Source organism: Bosea sp. (in: a-proteobacteria) (genome assembly GCA_023910605.1).
In the GTDB taxonomy this organism is placed as follows: domain Bacteria; phylum Pseudomonadota; class Alphaproteobacteria; order Rhizobiales; family Beijerinckiaceae; genus Allobosea.
This window is the reverse complement of sequence record JAAVVV010000001.1, coordinates 2,417,266-2,432,992: the sequence shown is the minus strand read 5'-3', so window position 1 is coordinate 2,432,992 and position 15,727 is coordinate 2,417,266. Positions and strand designations below refer to the sequence as shown.

The 15,727-nt window shown below is 66.0% G+C and carries 18 protein-coding genes and 1 tRNA gene; 13 read left to right on the top strand and 6 right to left on the bottom strand.

Annotation, left to right across the window (positions count from 1 at the left end; all coding sequences use genetic code 11):
• Positions 1–26: 26 nt before the first annotated feature.
• The 4 genes from HEQ16_11700 to HEQ16_11685 form a co-directional block, all read right to left on the bottom strand.
• Entirely contained in the window at positions 27–1,205 is a 1,179-nt protein-coding gene (locus tag HEQ16_11700; protein ID MCO4054689.1) for an MFS transporter, read from the bottom strand.
• Entirely contained in the window at positions 1,206–2,036 is an 831-nt protein-coding gene (gene kdsA, locus HEQ16_11695) for a 3-deoxy-8-phosphooctulonate synthase (GenBank protein MCO4054688.1), read from the bottom strand.
• Positions 2,036–2,407, bottom strand: coding sequence for a hypothetical protein (locus HEQ16_11690; protein ID MCO4054687.1), 372 nt, complete (start codon positions 2,405–2,407; stop codon positions 2,036–2,038). The genes kdsA and HEQ16_11690 overlap by 1 nt, the downstream gene beginning before the upstream one ends.
• Positions 2,408–2,456: 49 nt before the next feature.
• Positions 2,457–2,532: transfer RNA gene (locus tag HEQ16_11685), tRNA-Lys, on the bottom strand.
• A 34-nt stretch (positions 2,533–2,566) separates the two neighbouring features.
• Between HEQ16_11685 and HEQ16_11680 the strand changes: the two genes are divergently transcribed.
• The 11 genes from HEQ16_11680 to HEQ16_11630 all read left to right on the top strand — a co-directional run bounded on the left by HEQ16_11680 (position 2,567) and on the right by HEQ16_11630 (position 11,690).
• On the top strand, positions 2,567–2,791 hold the full coding sequence (locus tag HEQ16_11680) for a hypothetical protein (GenBank protein ID MCO4054686.1): 225 nt from the start codon (positions 2,567–2,569) through the stop codon (positions 2,789–2,791).
• A 55-nt stretch (positions 2,792–2,846) separates the two neighbouring features.
• Complete coding sequence (locus tag HEQ16_11675) at positions 2,847–3,158, top strand: septum formation initiator family protein (protein MCO4054685.1); 312 nt, start codon at positions 2,847–2,849, stop codon at positions 3,156–3,158.
• 193 nt (positions 3,159–3,351) lie between these two features.
• Positions 3,352–4,395, top strand: coding sequence for a pyruvate dehydrogenase (acetyl-transferring) E1 component subunit alpha (pdhA, locus tag HEQ16_11670; GenBank protein ID MCO4054684.1), 1,044 nt, complete (start codon positions 3,352–3,354; stop codon positions 4,393–4,395).
• Positions 4,396–4,454: 59 nt separating this feature from the next.
• Positions 4,455–5,894 carry a pyruvate dehydrogenase complex E1 component subunit beta gene (locus HEQ16_11665; GenBank protein ID MCO4054683.1) on the top strand — a complete coding sequence of 480 codons (1,440 nt, stop codon included), beginning with the start codon at positions 4,455–4,457 and terminating at the stop codon, positions 5,892–5,894.
• A 12-nt stretch (positions 5,895–5,906) separates the two neighbouring features.
• Entirely contained in the window at positions 5,907–7,268 is a 1,362-nt protein-coding gene (locus tag HEQ16_11660) for a pyruvate dehydrogenase complex dihydrolipoamide acetyltransferase (protein MCO4054682.1), read from the top strand.
• A 13-nt stretch (positions 7,269–7,281) separates the two neighbouring features.
• Positions 7,282–7,716 carry a hypothetical protein gene (locus tag HEQ16_11655; GenBank protein MCO4054681.1) on the top strand — a complete coding sequence of 145 codons (435 nt, stop codon included), beginning with the start codon at positions 7,282–7,284 and terminating at the stop codon, positions 7,714–7,716.
• Between the two features lie 138 nt (positions 7,717–7,854).
• Positions 7,855–9,291 carry a dihydrolipoyl dehydrogenase gene (gene lpdA / locus HEQ16_11650; protein ID MCO4054680.1) on the top strand — a complete coding sequence of 479 codons (1,437 nt, stop codon included), beginning with the start codon at positions 7,855–7,857 and terminating at the stop codon, positions 9,289–9,291.
• 153 nt (positions 9,292–9,444) lie between these two features.
• Positions 9,445–10,431, top strand: a complete 987-nt coding sequence (gene lipA / locus HEQ16_11645) for a lipoyl synthase (protein ID MCO4054679.1) — start codon at positions 9,445–9,447, stop codon at positions 10,429–10,431.
• Positions 10,432–10,436: 5 nt separating this feature from the next.
• Positions 10,437–10,973, top strand: coding sequence for an AAA family ATPase (locus HEQ16_11640; protein ID MCO4054678.1), 537 nt, complete (start codon positions 10,437–10,439; stop codon positions 10,971–10,973).
• Positions 10,974–11,468, top strand: a complete 495-nt coding sequence (locus tag HEQ16_11635) for a type II toxin-antitoxin system RatA family toxin (GenBank protein MCO4054677.1) — start codon at positions 10,974–10,976, stop codon at positions 11,466–11,468. It begins immediately after the preceding gene.
• 39 nt (positions 11,469–11,507) lie between these two features.
• The gene (locus HEQ16_11630) at positions 11,508–11,690 is read left to right on the top strand and encodes a hypothetical protein (protein MCO4054676.1); all 183 of its coding nucleotides are present in this window, start codon (positions 11,508–11,510) and stop codon (positions 11,688–11,690) included.
• Here HEQ16_11630 and HEQ16_11625 read toward each other — a convergent pair.
• Positions 11,662–12,153, bottom strand: coding sequence for a CinA family protein (locus HEQ16_11625; GenBank protein MCO4054675.1), 492 nt, complete (start codon positions 12,151–12,153; stop codon positions 11,662–11,664). The genes HEQ16_11630 and HEQ16_11625 overlap by 29 nt on opposite strands.
• Positions 12,146–13,354, bottom strand: a complete 1,209-nt coding sequence (ispD, locus tag HEQ16_11620) for a 2-C-methyl-D-erythritol 4-phosphate cytidylyltransferase (protein ID MCO4054674.1) — start codon at positions 13,352–13,354, stop codon at positions 12,146–12,148. Before ispD ends, HEQ16_11625 begins: the two co-directional genes overlap by 8 nt.
• Before the next feature lie 176 nt (positions 13,355–13,530).
• On the opposite strand from ispD, the gene dusB reads away from it, so the two are divergent.
• Together dusB and HEQ16_11610 are read left to right on the top strand one after the other, a co-directional pair.
• On the top strand, positions 13,531–14,571 hold the full coding sequence (dusB, locus tag HEQ16_11615; protein MCO4054673.1) for a tRNA dihydrouridine synthase DusB: 1,041 nt from the start codon (positions 13,531–13,533) through the stop codon (positions 14,569–14,571).
• Between the two features lie 16 nt (positions 14,572–14,587).
• Positions 14,588–15,709, top strand: coding sequence for a PAS domain-containing protein (locus tag HEQ16_11610; protein MCO4054672.1), 1,122 nt, complete (start codon positions 14,588–14,590; stop codon positions 15,707–15,709).
• Positions 15,710–15,727 lie beyond the last annotated feature (18 nt).

Genomic DNA, 15,727 nt, shown 5'->3' with positions numbered 1-15,727 from the left:
AGCTGTTGCGGGAGCGGCCGCCGTTATCAGAGCCGCAATGCGCGCGGGGCTATCAGGCCAAGCAGGCCTATGCCCAGCGCCATGGCCAGCAGCGCCGGGCCTGCGCCATAGGCGAGCTTGAGCGCGCCGACCATGACGGGGCCGAGAGCATGGCCGCAGAAAAGGGCGCAGGCGAACAGCGCCACGGCAGAGCCGCGCGCTTCGGGCGCAAGTTCGGTGGCCTGGGCCTGGAAGGTGCCGTGCATCAGGAAGAAGCCGAAGCCCTGGACGATGAAGCAGCCGATGGCTGTCCACCAGGGCAGGGACGGAATGGCGAAGACCGCGATCGCGGCCGCCATGAACAGCCCACCCAGGGTGACCATGCGCACCGGCCCCAGCCTCGCCACCAGCTGGCGCACCGTAAACCCGTAGATGAGGCCGCCCAGGCCGGCGCCGCCGACCGCGAGCCCCGCCTCGGTGGGGCCGACGCCGGCGCGTTCGGCGAGGATCGCCGCGACATAGGGCATGATCCCGAAGATCAGCGCGCCTTCCGCAATGACGAGGCCATAGAGCACCAGCGTGCGCGGGTTGCCGAAGACGTTGCGGTAGCGGCCTAAAGCCCCTGCGATGCTCAATGCCTCGCGCCTTGCATCGGAACGCGGCCTGAGCACGACCAGCACGAGCGTGGCGGCAAGCCCTGCAAGACCGGCCGCCGTGACCATCACCGCGCGCCAGCCCAGATGATCAGCGATGAAGCCCGAGGCCGCCGCGCCGGCCGTCTGCCCCACGATCATCACAGTGAGGAAGCGGCCCAGCGCCACCTGGCGCTCGGCCATGGGGGCACGGTCGCCGATTGCCGCCATGGCCACGGGAATGATGCCGCCCGCGAAGATGCCCATCAGCATCCGGATGATGAACAGCGTCTCGAACTGCACGACGAAGGCCGAGGCGAGCAGCATCAGCGAGAGGGCGGCAAGACTGACCAGAATGGTCCGCGCCTTGCCGACCGCATCGGCTACCGGCCCCAGGAAGGGCTGGCCCACCGCGTAGCTGATCGAAAAAGCAGTCGCCATCATCGCGACCTCGGGGATCGTGCGTGTGAAATCCCCGGCAAGGGTCGGCACCAGTGGATCGAGAAGCCGCATGGTGAAGGTGCTGGCGAAGCCGGCGGCGCCGAGAACCCAGATCAGGCGTTTGAGGGCCGCCGCTTCCGCCGCCGCCGGCATCTAGGCGACGGCCTTGGTGATGCGGTCATAGGCCTGAAGGCGCGTCAGCAACTGCGGCATCTCCCTCAGCGGCACCATGTTGGGGCCATCCGAGGGCGCGGCGTCGGGGTTCTCATGGGTCTCTATGAACAGGCCCGCGACGCCAACTGCCACGGCCGCGCGCGCCAGCACGGCCACGAATTCGCGTTGGCCGCCGGTGGATGCGCCCTTTCCGCCCGGTTGCTGCACTGAATGGGTGGCGTCGAAGATGACGGGCGCGCCGGTCTGCTCAGCCATGATGGGCAGGGCGCGCATGTCCGAGACCAGCGTGTTGTAGCCGAAGGAGGCGCCGCGCTCGGTCAGCATCACGTTCGGGTTGCCCGCGCCCGTGATCTTGGCTGCGACATTCTTCATGTCCCAGGGCGCGAGGAACTGGCCCTTCTTGACGTTGACCACGCGGCCGGTCCGCGCGGCTGCCTCCAGCAGATCGGTCTGGCGGCACAGGAAGGCGGGAATCTGCAGGATGTCGACCGCCTCGGCAACGATGGCGCAATGATCGCGCTCATGCACGTCGGTGAGCACGGGCAGGCCCAGGCTCTCGCGGATCTCGGCGAAGACGGGGAGGGCCGCGTCCATGCCGACGCCGCGTGCGGCGCCGCCACTGGTGCGGTTGGCCTTGTCGTAGGAGGTCTTGAAGACGAGCCCGAGCCCGAGCCCAGCGCATATCTCCTTGAGCGCCGCGGCCATCTCGAGCGCATGCGCGCGGCTTTCCATCTGGCAAGGGCCCGCAATCAGCGCGAAGGGAAGATGGTTGGCGAAGGAGACCGAACCGACGGTGACCGTGTGAGCCATCAGCAACGGCTCCAGTTCAGTCCGGCATTGTCGCGACTGTATATCGGCTCCTGCCGCGTGAGGGTGGAACCGGATGCCTCCTCGCTGAATCCTGAGGGCGCCGGCGTGAAGCCGTCGGCCACGGCGCTGCGGATGCAGGCCTCGAATCGCTCGCTGCACTGGTCCAGCGTGGAGAACATGGCGGCAGCCTGTCCGGCTATCTGATCGGCGGCCTTCATCACTGCATCGCAGGCGGCCGCGGAAAGGGCCGCGCCCTGGTGGCGCTCGGCCTCGCCCGTCGTGATCACGCCGCCCCGACATTCGCCGCGCCGCCTCACATAGGCCACGAGCCCCGCGAAGACGGCCACCAGCAGGACGAGGAGCGGCTTCATGTGGCGGGAGTGCTCCATCTGGGTGCGGAGGCGGACACGCAAGAGCGCATGGTGAGTTCGGTGGGATTCGAACCCACGACCCCATGATTAAAAGTCACGTGCTCTACCGACTGAGCTACGAACTCGCACCATGCGTGCGGTGCTGATAGGCGAGGGCGCATGGCGGGTCAACCGCTGCACCGGCGCTCTGGCGCCCGAAGCCATCAAGCATGGCTGGGTACGGTCGTCGGGCGCCGCACCCGCTCGCTCGGCGTGGAGCATGTCGGCCAGACCGGCACGACCGCCGAAATCTACAGGCATTTCGGCATCGATTCCGAGGGCATCATGCGGGCGGCTCAGGCGTTGACGCCGGGGCGGGCCATGCGCCACCTGCGGGCTCTTTGAGCCGCGCCCGGCAATCCTTAACCGCGCGTCAACCATCGCTGTCTAGCGTGCTGGCATGGTCATCCGTCGTGGTCCGTCCCGCTTTCTGGCACCGCTCGCCTTCTACGTGGCTGCGTCCGCCTGCGTGGCCTATTTCATCTATCACGCGCATAATGGCCCGCGCGGGCTCGACACGCGCCAGGAACTGACCGTCCAGATCGCCGAACTCGCCGCCGAGCTGCGGCATCTGCACGAGGAGCGCGCCGAGTGGGATGCGCGGGTTGGCCTCATGCGCCGCGACGAAGTGGATCGTGACCTGCTCGAGGAGCGCGCTCGGCATATGCTGGGGCGGGTTCACCGGAATGATGTGGTGATCATCGGCCCTTAGCCGGCGCGTGGTGCGCGAACAGGCTTGCCGCAGTGCACAACAGTTGCGAACGCGCTGATTAACTCAAATCGAGTTAAATGTGATTTATCTCGCATTAACAATGACTTGAACGTGTATTTGTGTTCAATAATTGCTCTCGCCAACTGCGTTGCGGTTGCCTATTCTGACCGCAAGAAGCCCGCAGGAGGACTCCATGGCCGTTGCCGCACGAAAAGCGAAGCCCGCCGCGTCAAGGACCGGCTCCAAGCCGCCGGTCAAGCTGATCCCCAACGTGCCGCAGATGACGCGTGACGAGGATCTCCACGGCTACAAGGAAATGCTGCTGATCCGCCGCTTCGAGGAGAAGAGCGGTCAGATGTACGGCATGGGCCTCATCGGCGGATTCTGCCATCTCTATATCGGCCAGGAGGCTGTCGTCGTCGGGATGCAGATGGCCTCGAAGCCGGGCGATCAGGTCATCACCGGCTACCGCGACCATGGCCACATGCTCGCCTGCGGGATGGAATCGCGCGGGGTTCTGGCGGAATTGACCGGACGCCGCGGCGGCTATTCGCGCGGCAAGGGCGGCTCCATGCACATGTTCAGCCGCGAGAAGAAGTTTTTCGGCGGCCACGGCATCGTCGGCGCGCAGGTCTCCCTCGGCACTGGCCTGGGCTTCGCCAACTGGTATCGCGGCGAGAACAGCGTCAGCCTCGTCTATTTCGGCGACGGCGCCGCCAATCAGGGCCAGGTCTACGAGAGCTTCAACATGGCGGCGCTGTGGAAGCTGCCGGTGGTCTACATCATCGAGAACAACCGCTATGCGATGGGCACATCGGTCAACCGCGCCTCCGCGCAGACCGACTTCTCCAAGCGCGGCCTCTCATTCAACATTCCCGGCGAGCAGGTCGACGGCATGGACATCCGCGCGGTCAAGGCCGCCGGTGAGCGCGCCATGGAGCACGCGCGCTCGGGCAAGGGCCCCTATATCCTCGAAATGCAGACCTACCGCTATCGCGGCCACTCCATGTCCGACCCGGCGAAATATCGCACCAAGGATGAGGTGCAGAAGATGCGCGAGGAGCACGATCCGATCGAGCAGGTCCGCGCCCGCCTCATCAACCAGTGGAAGGTGGCCGAGGAGGAGCTCAAGGCGATCGACGCCAGGGCCCGTGACGTCGTCAACGACGCCGCCGAGTTCGCCACGCATGATCCCGAGCCCGATCCGAGTGAGCTCTACACCGACATCCTCCTCTGAGACTCAATCAGCTTTCGGGCTTATCCCATTTCAATTCTTGACGTTTCGAGCGCAACATCATGCCGATCGACATCCTCATGCCCGCCCTGTCGCCCACAATGGAGCAGGGCAAACTCGCCAAGTGGCTCAAGAAGGAAGGCGACAAGATCAAGCCGGGAGACATCCTGGCCGAGATCGAGACCGACAAGGCCACCATGGAGGTCGAGGCCGTGGATGAAGGCATCCTGGCCCGGATACTCGTCGGTGACGGAACCGACAATGTGGCGGTGAACACGCCGATCGCGGTGATCGCAGGCGAGGGCGAGGATGTGAGCGCACCGCGCGCGCCGGCGGCGGCCCCGCCCCAGCCTTCCGCGCAGGCTGCGCCCATGCCCGACATGCACGCCGAAGGACAGGCGTCGGCTCCCGCCGCCGCGACCAGCGCGGATGTCGCTCCTGTCAACACGCCGGCTGCGCCTGCCGTGCTGCGCAACACCGAAAAGCAGGCGGCGAGTGCCGAGATCCCGGAAGGGGTCGAGATGGTCACGACCACCGTGCGCGAAGCCTTGCGCGACGCCATGGCGGAGGAAATGCGCGCCGACGGCAATGTCTTCGTGATGGGCGAGGAGGTCGCCGAGTACCAGGGCGCGTACAAGGTCACGCAAGGGCTGCTTCAGGAGTTCGGCCCCAAGCGCGTGGTCGACACGCCGATCACCGAGCATGGCTTCGCTGGCATCGCGGTCGGCGCGGCCTATGAAGGGCTGCGCCCCATCGTCGAGTTCATGACCTTCAACTTCGCCATGCAGGCGATCGACCATATCATCAACTCGGCAGCCAAGACGCTTTACATGTCGGGCGGCCAGCTGGGCTGCCCCATCGTGTTCCGCGGCCCGAACGGCGCTGCCGCCCGCGTCGGCGCGCAGCACAGCCATGATTATGCCGCCTGGTATTCCAACGTGCCCGGCCTCAAGGTCGTGATGCCCTACACGGCGGCCGACGCGAAGGGCTTGCTCAAGAGCGCCATCCGCGATCCGAACCCGGTTGTGTTCCTTGAGAACGAGATTCTCTACGGGCAGTCCTTCCCTGTGCCGAAGATGGACAACTGGCTTGTGCCGATCGGCAAGGCCCGGGTCCACAAGCCGGGCAAGGATGCGACGCTCGTCTCCTTCGGCATCGGAATGACCTACTGCATCAAGGCCGCAGCCGAGCTGGAGAAGGACGGCATCGATGTCGAGATCATCGATTTGCGCACCATCCGGCCGATGGACATCGATACGGTTGTGGAATCGGTGATGAAGACCGGCCGCTGCGTGGCGGTGGAGGAGGGCTTCCCGCAATCGGGCGTCACCGCAGAGATCGCGATGCGCGTGATGGAGCGCGCCTTCGATTATCTCGATGCGCCCGTGGTGCGGGTCACCGGCAAGGATGTGCCGATGCCCTACGCCGCCAATCTCGAAAAGCTTGCCCTGCCGAATGTCGGCGAGGTCATCGCGGCCGTGAAGGCCGTGTGCTATCGCTGAGGAGCGCGGATCATGGCCATCAACATCCTCATGCCCGCGCTCTCGCCGACCATGGAAAAGGGCAACCTTGCCAAGTGGTTGAAGAAGGAAGGCGACAAGATCAAGTCTGGCGACATCCTGGCCGAGATCGAGACCGACAAGGCGACCATGGAGGTCGAGGCCGTGGATGAAGGCATCCTCGCCAGGATCATGGTTCCCGATGGCACGGCCGATGTCGCCGTCAACGCGGTGATCGCTGTCATCGCCGCCGAGGGCGAGGAAATTGGCGCTGCGTCTGCGCCCAGGCAGGCCGCTCTCGCTGCGCCCGCAGCTGCGCCTGCGCCCGCTGCGGCTCCCGCCCAGAGCGGATTTGGCGGCTCGGCCGTCGCCGCCACGATTCCGGCTGCCCCGGCAAGCGCTGGCGGCGCCCGCGTTTTCGCGTCGCCGCTCGCCCGCCGCATGGCGAAGGAGTTCGGCATCGATCTGAGCCGGGTCACAGGCTCCGGTCCTCATGGCCGCGTGGTCGAGCGCGATGTGAAGGCGGCGCAGGCCGGCGGCGGCGCGAAGGCCGTGTCCGCTCCTGAAACGAAGTCCGCAGCTACGGCAGCGCCAGCGCAGGCTGCGCTGGCGCCGAAGCCGGTCTTGGCCGCCGGTGCTTCGGACGAGGCGATCAGGAAGCTGTTCGCGCCGGGCTCCTACGAGGAAATCCCGCATGACGGCATGCGCAAGACCATCGCGCGCCGCCTCACCGAGTCCAAGCAGACCGTGCCGCATTTCTATCTCACGGTGGATTGCAACCTTGATGCGTTGCTGGCGCTGCGCGAGCAGATCAACGCGGCGGCCCCCACGGTCGACGGCAAGCCGGCCTACAAGCTTTCAGTCAACGACATGGTCATCAAGGCGTGGGCGATGGCGCTGAAGGCGGTGCCGGACGCGAATGCGAGCTGGACCGACAACGCCATGCTCAAGCACAGGCATGCCGATGTCGGCGTCGCGGTGTCGATCCCGGGCGGGCTGATCACGCCCATCATCCGCGACGCCTGCCACAAGACGCTGTCCACCATCTCCAACGAGATGAAGGACCTCGCCGCGCGCGCCAAGACCCGCAAGCTCAAGCCTGAGGAATATCAGGGCGGCTCGACCGCCGTGAGCAACCTTGGCATGTTCGGCGTCAAGGATTTCTGCGCGGTCATCAATCCGCCGCATGCCACCATCCTTGCGGTGGGCGCGGGCGAGAAGCGACCCATCGTCAAGCCGGACGGCACGCTCGGCGTGGCGACCATCATGAGCGTGACGCTCTCGACCGATCACCGCGCAGTGGACGGGGCGTTGGGAGCGGAGGCCATCTCGGCCTTCAAGAAGTACATCGAGAACCCTATGGGCATGCTGGTGTGAGCCTGGCGGCATCATGACCACCTTCCTCATCCTCCTTGGCCTGTCGCTGTTCATCCTGCGATCGCAGCTTCTGCGCGTGGCGCTCAGGGAAATGGGCGCCAGCGCGCTGGACAAGCAGATCGACCCGGCAAGGCTTCACGCATCGCCTGCGCTGGGGCCTATGAGCGGCTGGTTCTCGTTGGGCGGCGCCGCAGCGCTGATGCTGCTGGCGCTGGTGACGTCGGGCTATCTGTGGGGTTTCGGCCTCATCGTGTTCGGCATCATGGGCGGCGTTGCGCTATCGGCCTTCATGCTGCCCACCATCGGCTCGTCCATGGCGCTCGGCCATGCGGGCGGGGAGGGAGACCGCTCCATTGCCGCCTTCAACCGTCGCTTTGGCGCGCATGTCGCGTTTGGCGTCATGGCCATCGCGCTGGCGGCCTGGGCGCAGCATCTGGGCCTTTTGTGATGGGAGCGCGGTCCATTACGAGCAGAGCGAAGCAATCCACCGCGCCGTCGGCCACAACTCCGGCATTGCCGCAAACCACCGGGCCGGGTTGCTCAGCTTCGCGCCTCGCGGTGACGACGGAATTGAAAGGATCACTCCATGTCCGCCTATGACCTGATCATCATCGGCTCCGGCCCTGGCGGCTATGTCGCCGCGATCCGCGCCAGCCAGCTCGGGCTCAAGACAGCGATCATCGAGCGCGAGCATCTGGGCGGCATCTGCCTGAACTGGGGCTGCATCCCCACCAAGGCGCTGCTGCGCTCGGCCGAGATCCTGCACTACGGCCAGCATGCCAAGGCCTATGGCCTGACCCTCGACGGCACCATCACGCCCGACGTGAAGGCCGTGGTGGAGCGCTCGCGCGGGGTGTCGCTTCGCCTCAATGGCGGCGTCGGTTTCCTGATGAAGAAGAACAAGATCGATGTCATCTGGGGAGAAGCGAAGGTCACCAGGCCCGGCGAGGTCACGGTCGGCAAGGTGATGAAGCCTGCCTTCCAGCCGCAGCCGCCGATCCCGAAGGGGGTGAAGGGCGAGGGGGTCTACACCGCCAAGAACGTCATCATCGCCACCGGCGCGCGGCCCCGCTCCCTGCCGGGCATCGAGGCGGATGGCAAGCTGATCTGGACCTATTACGAGGCGATGGTGCCGCCGGCCATGCCGAAATCGCTGCTGGTGATGGGTTCGGGCGCGATCGGCGTCGAGTTCGCTTCCTTCTACAACGCCATGGGCGTGGATGTGACCGTGGTCGAGCTGCTGCCCCAGATCCTGCCGCAGGAGGATGTCGAAATCTCGGCCATGGCCCGCAAGGCGCTGGAGAAGGCCGGCATCAGGTTCATGACCGGGGCCAAGGTCGCAAAGGTCGTGAAGGGTTCGGACAGCATCACCGCCACAATCGAGGTGGACGGCAAGACGAGCGAAATGACGGCGGACCGACTGATTTCGGCGGTTGGCGTCGTCTGCAACAGCGAGCATCTCGGGCTGGAAGCGCTTGGCGTGAAGATGGATCGCGGCGTGGTGGGCGTCGATGGGCATGGCCGCACCAACGTGCCGGGAATCTGGGCAATCGGCGATGTCGCCGGCCCGCCCATGCTGGCGCACAAGGCCGAGCATGAGGGCGTGATCTGCGTCGAGACGATCGCAGGGCTCAAGGTGCACGGCATCGAGAAGGACAAGATCCCCGGCTGCACCTATTGCCACCCCCAGGTCGCCAGCGTCGGCCTGACGGAGGCCAAGGCGAAAGCTGCCGGCCATGAGCTGAAGGTCGGCCGCTTCTCCTTCGCGGCGAACGGCAAGGCCATCGCGCTTGGCGAAGACTTCGGGATGATCAAGACGATCTTCGACGCCAGGACCGGCAAGCTGCTCGGCGCCCACATGGTCGGCGCGGAAGTCACCGAGCTGATCCAGGGCTTCGTGGTCGCCATGGGGCTGGAGACGACCGAGGAAGAGCTGATGCACACGGTCTTCCCGCATCCCACGCTGAGCGAGATGATGAAGGAAAGCGTGCTCGACGCTTATGGGAAGGTCCTGAACGCCTGATCGGAACGCCATGACGGGCGGCGCAGCCGAGTGCGTAACCCACTGGCTTCGTCCCTGATGGCCGGCGGGTGATGTGTCAACGCCTGCGCCTTTCCGCCATTTTGCGCTTGGCCCGCGCTGCCCCTATATGCGCATCAATTCATGGGAATGCCGATGCCCGTTGTCCTCGACCTCCTGAAAGCCGATCCGCGCAAGGCTGACGCGCCGAAGGAACAGCCGCGCCATCCCGAAAAGCAGCGCCGCGTGGACAACCCGGTGCTGCCTAAGCCGGACTGGATCCGCGTCAAGGCTCCCGGCTCGCCCAAATGGGCCGAGACCCATGCCATCGTGAAGGCCAACAAGCTCGTCACGGTGTGCGAGGAGGCTGGTTGCCCGAACATCGGCGAGTGCTGGGAGAAGAAGCACGCGACCTTCATGATCCTGGGGGACACCTGCACGCGCGCCTGCGCCTTCTGCAACGTCAAGACCGGCGTGCCGGGTCCTGTCGATGCGGGGGAACCGGCCAAGGTGGCCGAAGCGGTGGCCAAGCTCGGCCTCGAACATGTCGTCATCACCTCGGTGGACCGCGACGACCTCGATGATGGCGGCGCGCAGCATTTCGCCGACGTCATCAATGCCATTCGCGCCCTTTCACCAAAGACGACGATCGAGATCCTGACACCCGACTTCCTGCGCAAGGAAGGGGCGATCGAGATCGTCGTGGCCGCGCGGCCCGATGTGTTCAACCACAACCTCGAGACCGTGCCGTCGAAGTATCTCACAGTCAGGCCGGGCGCGCGCTATTTCCACTCTATCCGCCTGCTGCAACGGGTGAAGGAGCTTGATCCGACCATCTTCACCAAGTCAGGAATCATGGTGGGGCTTGGCGAAGAGCGCAACGAAGTGCTGCAACTCATGGACGATCTGCGCTCGGCAAGCGTCGATTTCATCACGATCGGGCAGTATCTTGCGCCCAGCCGCAAGCATCATGCGGTCATCCGCTTCGTTCCGCCCGACGAGTTCAAGGGCTACGAGACGGTCGCCTTTGTGAAGGGCTTTCTGATGGTCTCCGCCACGCCGCTGACGAGGTCCTCGCATCATGCCGGCGAGGACTTCGCCAGGCTGCGCGCGGCGCGCGCCGCGAAGGCCGGTGGGCGCTGAGGCCGGTGCCGCCGCAGCGCATCCTCGTGATCGGCTGCTCGGGTGCGGGCAAGTCAACCCTGGGCCGCGCGCTCGCCGGGCGGTACGGGCTGCCGCTCATCCATCTGGATCATGAATACTGGCTGCCTGGCTGGGGCGAGCCGCGCCGCGAAGTCTGGCGGGAGACGGTGAAGGGGCTGGTCGCGCGCGACGCCTGGGTTATGGAAGGCAATTACAGCTCGACCTTCGACATCCGCATGCCGAGGGCGGATATGATCGTGTTCCTCGACATGCCCGTGATCACATGCCTGCGCGGCATCCTGTGGCGGCCCTTGCGCCACTGGGGCAAGCAGCGGCCGGACATGGCGCCCGGCTGCATCGAGCGCTATGATTGGCCCTTTGTGAAATATGTCTGGCTTTTCCGCCAGAAGCAGCGGCCCGTGATCGTCGCGGCGCTTGAGCGCTACGGCAAGACCGCAAGGCTCGCGCATCTGAAAAGCCGCAGCGAGGCGCGTGCGTTTCTTCAATCCCTGCCCGGCGAAGCCGGAGCGAAAGCCGCCTGAATGCCATCGTTCCGTACCGTGCGCCATGTCGCCCATCCGCCTGAACGCATGTTCGCGCTTGTCGCGGATGTTGAGCGCTACCCGGAATTCCTGCCTTTCTGCAAAAGCCTCAGCGTACGCCGCCGCACCAAAGAAGAGGATGGGCAGGAGATCGTGGTGGCGGCGATGAGCGTCGGCTACAAGGCCATCAACGAGAGCTTCACGAGCCGTGTCAAGCTCGACCCGGAGCGACTGCGCATCGTCGCCGAGTATATCGACGGCCCGTTTTCCTTCCTCGATAATCGCTGGAGCTTCACGCCGGATACGACCAAGGGGCCCAATGGCTGCGCGGTCGAATTCTACATCATCTACGAGTTCCGCAGCCGGATGCTGCAACTCGTCGCGGGCGCGGTTTTCGACAGGATCTTCCGCATGTTCTCCGAAGCTTTCGAGGCGCGGGCGGATGCTGTGTATGGCCCGGCCAGGGCTGTGACGGGGCCGACAACGGGGAGTTAAGACAGCCCTGCTGCCTTCTGATCTCCGGTTTTCACGATCGTGGTTGCTCTCCCGGCCTTCCTGCTGTTCTCGATCCAGCCTGTTTTCACCAAGATCGTGCTGCCGCAGCTCGGCGGCAGCACGCGCCTTTGGTTCGTGGCCAGGCCCTGGACGGATGATTTCCCGAACATCCTCAAGGCCGCCTGGCTGAAGTTCAACGAGAACCTGCAATCTCGGCCATGAGGCCGAGCGCCTCGATGGCCGCGGCGCGGCGAACAGCCTCGCGGCCGATCGCGCCGTAGCGGCGTTCCGCCTCGATCAGGCGGCCATCCCGCGCGGCGCATGCGAAGTGCACGAGGCCGACAGGCTTGCGCCCGCTGCCTCCGCCGGGGCCCGCGATGCCCGTGATCGAGACCGCCACGTGGGCGCGCGAACGCTCCAGCGCGCCCCTCGCCATGGCCGCCGCAACGGCCCGGCTGACGGCCCCCTCCGATGCGATGAGGTCGGCTGGCACGCCCAGCATCTCTGTCTTGGCCTCGTTCGAATACGTGACGAAGCCCCGGTCGACGACTGCGGATGATCCGGCGATGGCGGTGAGGGCTGCTGCCACCATCCCGCCCGTGCAACTCTCCGCCGTCGCTGCCATCCAGCCTCGCGCGGCGCACAGATCAAGCACCCGCCGGGCTGCGACGTCGAGATCATCCATGGCCCGCATCCCTTTGGTCGGGCGCAGCCGGCAGCCGGGCCGTGACCGTGGCCAGCGCGGCCAAACCCTCGGAGCGGCCAGTGAACCCAAGCCTTTCCGATGTCGTTGCCTTGAGGCCCACGCATTCGGACGGAATGCCAGCGATCCTGGCAATGCGCTCGACCATGGCCAGGCGATGCGGACCGATTTTTGGCCGCTCACAGACGATGCTGACATCAAGGTGATCGATGACGCCCCCGCGCGCCCGTAGGCGCGCGCAGGCGAAGGCCAGAAACTGCTCCGAGGGGGCGCCGCGCCAGCGCTCATCGCTGGGCGGGAAGTGAACGCCGATATCGCCATCCCCGATCACGCCGAAAATGGCGTCGCACAGCGCGTGCAAGGCGACGTCTCCATCCGAATGCGCCACCACGCCGCGATCATGCGGCAGCTTCACGCCCCCCAGCCAGACGTGATCGCCAGGGCCGAAGGCATGGACGTCGTAGCCAGTGGCGACGCGGGTGATGAGCGGCGCTTCTGCATTGAGGCGAGCTTCCGCCAGCATGAAATCCTCCGCATGGGTGAGTTTGATGTTCGCCGGATCGCCCGCAAAGCTGGCAAGAGGAAGGCCGGCCCATTCAATCACCGCTCCATCATCCGTGAAGTCGGAAAGGCCGGCCTGAGCCGAGGCGTCATGGGCCTGCCGGATAGTGCAGAGCCTGAAGGCCTGCGGTGTCTGGATGGTGCGCAGCCGATCGCGGTCCAGCGTGCCGGCGATGAGCCCGGCCTTTGTCACCTGCTTCACCGTGTCCGTGACGGACAACACAGGCACGGCCGCGTGGTGGTTCGCCGCTGCCGCGACGGCGCGATCGATCAAGGCAGGGCTGAGGAAAGGCCTTGCGCCGTCATGGATCAGCACCAGCGCGTCCTCATCGGCATCGCTGAAGGTAGCCAGCGCGCGTCGCACGGTTTCGGCCCGCGTGGCGCCGCCATGGACCGGGGGGGCAAGCTTGGCGCGCAGCGCGGGCTCCAGCGCCGAAACCGCCCTCTGATAATGCGCGGCATCATCAAGATGGATCGCCACCGTGACGCGAGCGACGGCGTCATGCCCGGCCATCGCCCGCAACGTGCGCGTGAGGACCATGCAGCCGCCAAGGTCGCGGTACTGCTTGGGCACCCCCCCACCAGCGCGCAGCCCGCGCCCGGCGGCGACGATCAGCGCCATGCATCGGGGAGGGTGTGGCTCTGTCAAGGCGTTGCATCCTTCGGAGGGCAGGCTGCCGTCGCCATCGCTGGCGCCCCTTCTGTCTAGTCGCTAGGGGGGGCGGCTGTCACCAGCGCGGGTGCGGCCTTCCCCCGGTCTTGTGAATCGGCTTTACCGCAGCGCACAATAATGATTAAATGCAAGGCAGAATGCAAAACGATGAAAAAATAGGCAATTGGCCTGAGGCCTTCGTTGACCATCAGCCGGGTCCGAAGGTGGCGCTGGCGCCGATGTCGGGGATCACCGACTGCGCGCTGCGCCGCATCGCCATGCGCCACGGCGCCAGCTTCGTCGTATCGGAGATGGTGGCCTCGGATGAGTTCGTGCGCGGCCATGAGGAGACACGGCTGCGCGCAGAGGGCGAAGGCGTGACCCCGCATATCGTGCAGCTTGCGGGCTGCGACGCCAACTGGCTTGCCGAAGCCGCGCGCCTCGCGGAAGCCTCCGGAGCGGACGTGGTCGACATCAACATGGGCTGCCCAGCAAAGCGGGTCACCGGCGGCTGGGCCGGCTCAGCCTTGATGCGCAACCTCGATCACGCGGTGAAGCTGGTAGAGGCCACTGTTGCGGCGACACGTCTTCCCGTGACGGTGAAGATGCGCCTGGGCTGGGATGAAGCCAGCCGCAACGCGCCAGAACTGGCTCGCCGTGCCGTTGACGCCGGCGCCCGGGTCATCACCGTGCACGGGCGCACGCGCCAGCAATTCTACAAGGGCGAGGCTGACTGGGCAGCGATCAGCGCCGTGCGAGCGGCCGTTCCTGCGGTCCCGCTTGTCGCCAATGGCGACATCCGCAGCGCAGCCGATGCACGGGCCTGTCTGGCGCAGTCGGGCGCCGATGCGGTGATGATCGGGCGTGCTGCGCTTGGGAGGCCGTGGCTGCCGGGCCTCATCGCGCACGAACTCCGCAGCGGGCAGGCGCCGGACGAGCCTGAGCTTGCGGTGAAGCTGGCCGCGGCGCTGGAGCATTTCGAGGCGCTGGTTGCGATGATGGGCCCGGCCGGCGTCCGCCATGCCCGCAAGCATCTGGCGGCTTCGCTGGATGATGCCTTCATGCATGGGGCGGCGCGCGCTTTGGCGCTGAAGCCGGCCATCTGCACCGAGGGGGACGCCGGCCGGGTCACGAGCCTGATGCAGGAGGCTTTCCGGCCGGGGGAGGTGGGTGCGCGTGCAGCTTGAGGGGTGGAGTAGCGAGATGGCGGCGGGGGCAGTCGGGACGTCTGAAGCGGGGGCCTTCCCGGATCGGGTGTTCGGGGTCCTGCCGATTCCGATCATCGTCGTCGACGCCGAGGGGCTCGTGGGCGGCGCCAACAACGCGGCTGAGGATTTCTTCCAGTCCAGTCTGCTGATGCTGCGGCGCATGAAGCTGGCCGAGCTGTTTCCCTTCGGCTCACCGGTGCTGACGCTCATCGGGGAGGTCCGACGGCGAGCAGCCAGCGTGAGCGAGTATCGGATCGATGTCAGCTCGCCCCGTCTTGGCAAGGACAAGGTGGTGGATGTGTTTGCGTCGCCGCTGCGCGAGCCGGCCGGCCACATCGTCATCATGCTTCAGGAGCGGACAATCGCGGAGAAGATGGACCGGCAACTCACCCATCGCGGCGCTGCCCGCTCCATGACGGCGCTCGGCGCCATGCTGGCGCACGAGATCAAGAACCCGCTTTCGGGCATCCGCGGCGCCGCGCAGCTTCTGGAGACATCGGTGCCTGACGAGGACCGCGTGCTGACGCGCCTCATCTGCGACGAGACCGACCGCATCGTGAAGCTGGTCGAGCGGGTGGAGATGTTCGGCGACGACCGGCCCGGCGAGCGCGGCTCGGTCAACATCCACGACGTGCTCGATCATGTCCGCTGCCTGGCGGTCTCCGGCTTCGCAAGGCACCTGCGCGTGGTCGAAGCCTATGACCCCTCGCTGCCGCCCGCGCACGCAGTGAGGGATCAACTTGTCCAAGTTTTCCTCAATCTGATTAAAAATGCGGCAGAGGCGATCGATCTGGATGCGCCAGACGGGGAGATCGTGATCTCGACGGCGTTCCGTCCTGGCATTCGGATGCAGCGGCCAGGGCATTCCGAGCGCGTGGCGCTGCCGCTTGAGATCTGCGTGCGCGACAACGGGGCCGGTGTGCCGCCCGATATCCTGCCGCATCTGTTCGATCCCTTTGTCACCACCAAGGCGCACGGAAGTGGCCTCGGTCTTGCACTTGTTGCCAAGATCATCGGCAACCACGGTGGAATCATCGAATGCGAGTCCATTCCCAGACGCACGAGCTTCCGCGTGCTGCTGCCGATCCATCGCTCGCACGATGGCAGGCACGGCTGATGATGTCCCGCGCGGAGC

Bases quoted from the DNA above. Each gene is read 5' to 3' on its own strand.
- HEQ16_11700 (MCO4054689.1), bottom strand. From the start codon at position 1,205: ATGCCGGCGGCGGCGGAAGCGGCGGCCCTCAAACGCCTGATCTGGGTT.
- ispD (MCO4054674.1), bottom strand. From the start codon at position 13,354: ATGGCGCTGATCGTCGCCGCCGGGCGCGGGCTGCGCGCTGGTGGGGGG.
- HEQ16_11610 (MCO4054672.1), top strand. From the start codon at position 14,588: ATGGCGGCGGGGGCAGTCGGGACGTCTGAAGCGGGGGCCTTCCCGGAT.
- HEQ16_11655 (MCO4054681.1), top strand. From the start codon at position 7,282: ATGACCACCTTCCTCATCCTCCTTGGCCTGTCGCTGTTCATCCTGCGA.
- HEQ16_11690 (MCO4054687.1), bottom strand. From the start codon at position 2,407: ATGAAGCCGCTCCTCGTCCTGCTGGTGGCCGTCTTCGCGGGGCTCGTG.
- HEQ16_11635 (MCO4054677.1), top strand. From the start codon at position 10,974: ATGCCATCGTTCCGTACCGTGCGCCATGTCGCCCATCCGCCTGAACGC.
- HEQ16_11680 (MCO4054686.1), top strand. From the start codon at position 2,567: ATGGCGGGTCAACCGCTGCACCGGCGCTCTGGCGCCCGAAGCCATCAA.
- lipA (MCO4054679.1), top strand. From the start codon at position 9,445: ATGCCCGTTGTCCTCGACCTCCTGAAAGCCGATCCGCGCAAGGCTGAC.
- HEQ16_11665 (MCO4054683.1), top strand. From the start codon at position 4,455: ATGCCGATCGACATCCTCATGCCCGCCCTGTCGCCCACAATGGAGCAG.
- HEQ16_11625 (MCO4054675.1), bottom strand. From the start codon at position 12,153: ATGGATGATCTCGACGTCGCAGCCCGGCGGGTGCTTGATCTGTGCGCC.
- dusB (MCO4054673.1), top strand. From the start codon at position 13,531: ATGCAAGGCAGAATGCAAAACGATGAAAAAATAGGCAATTGGCCTGAG.
- HEQ16_11675 (MCO4054685.1), top strand. From the start codon at position 2,847: ATGGTCATCCGTCGTGGTCCGTCCCGCTTTCTGGCACCGCTCGCCTTC.
- kdsA (MCO4054688.1), bottom strand. From the start codon at position 2,036: ATGGCTCACACGGTCACCGTCGGTTCGGTCTCCTTCGCCAACCATCTT.
- pdhA (MCO4054684.1), top strand. From the start codon at position 3,352: ATGGCCGTTGCCGCACGAAAAGCGAAGCCCGCCGCGTCAAGGACCGGC.
- lpdA (MCO4054680.1), top strand. From the start codon at position 7,855: ATGTCCGCCTATGACCTGATCATCATCGGCTCCGGCCCTGGCGGCTAT.
- HEQ16_11660 (MCO4054682.1), top strand. From the start codon at position 5,907: ATGGCCATCAACATCCTCATGCCCGCGCTCTCGCCGACCATGGAAAAG.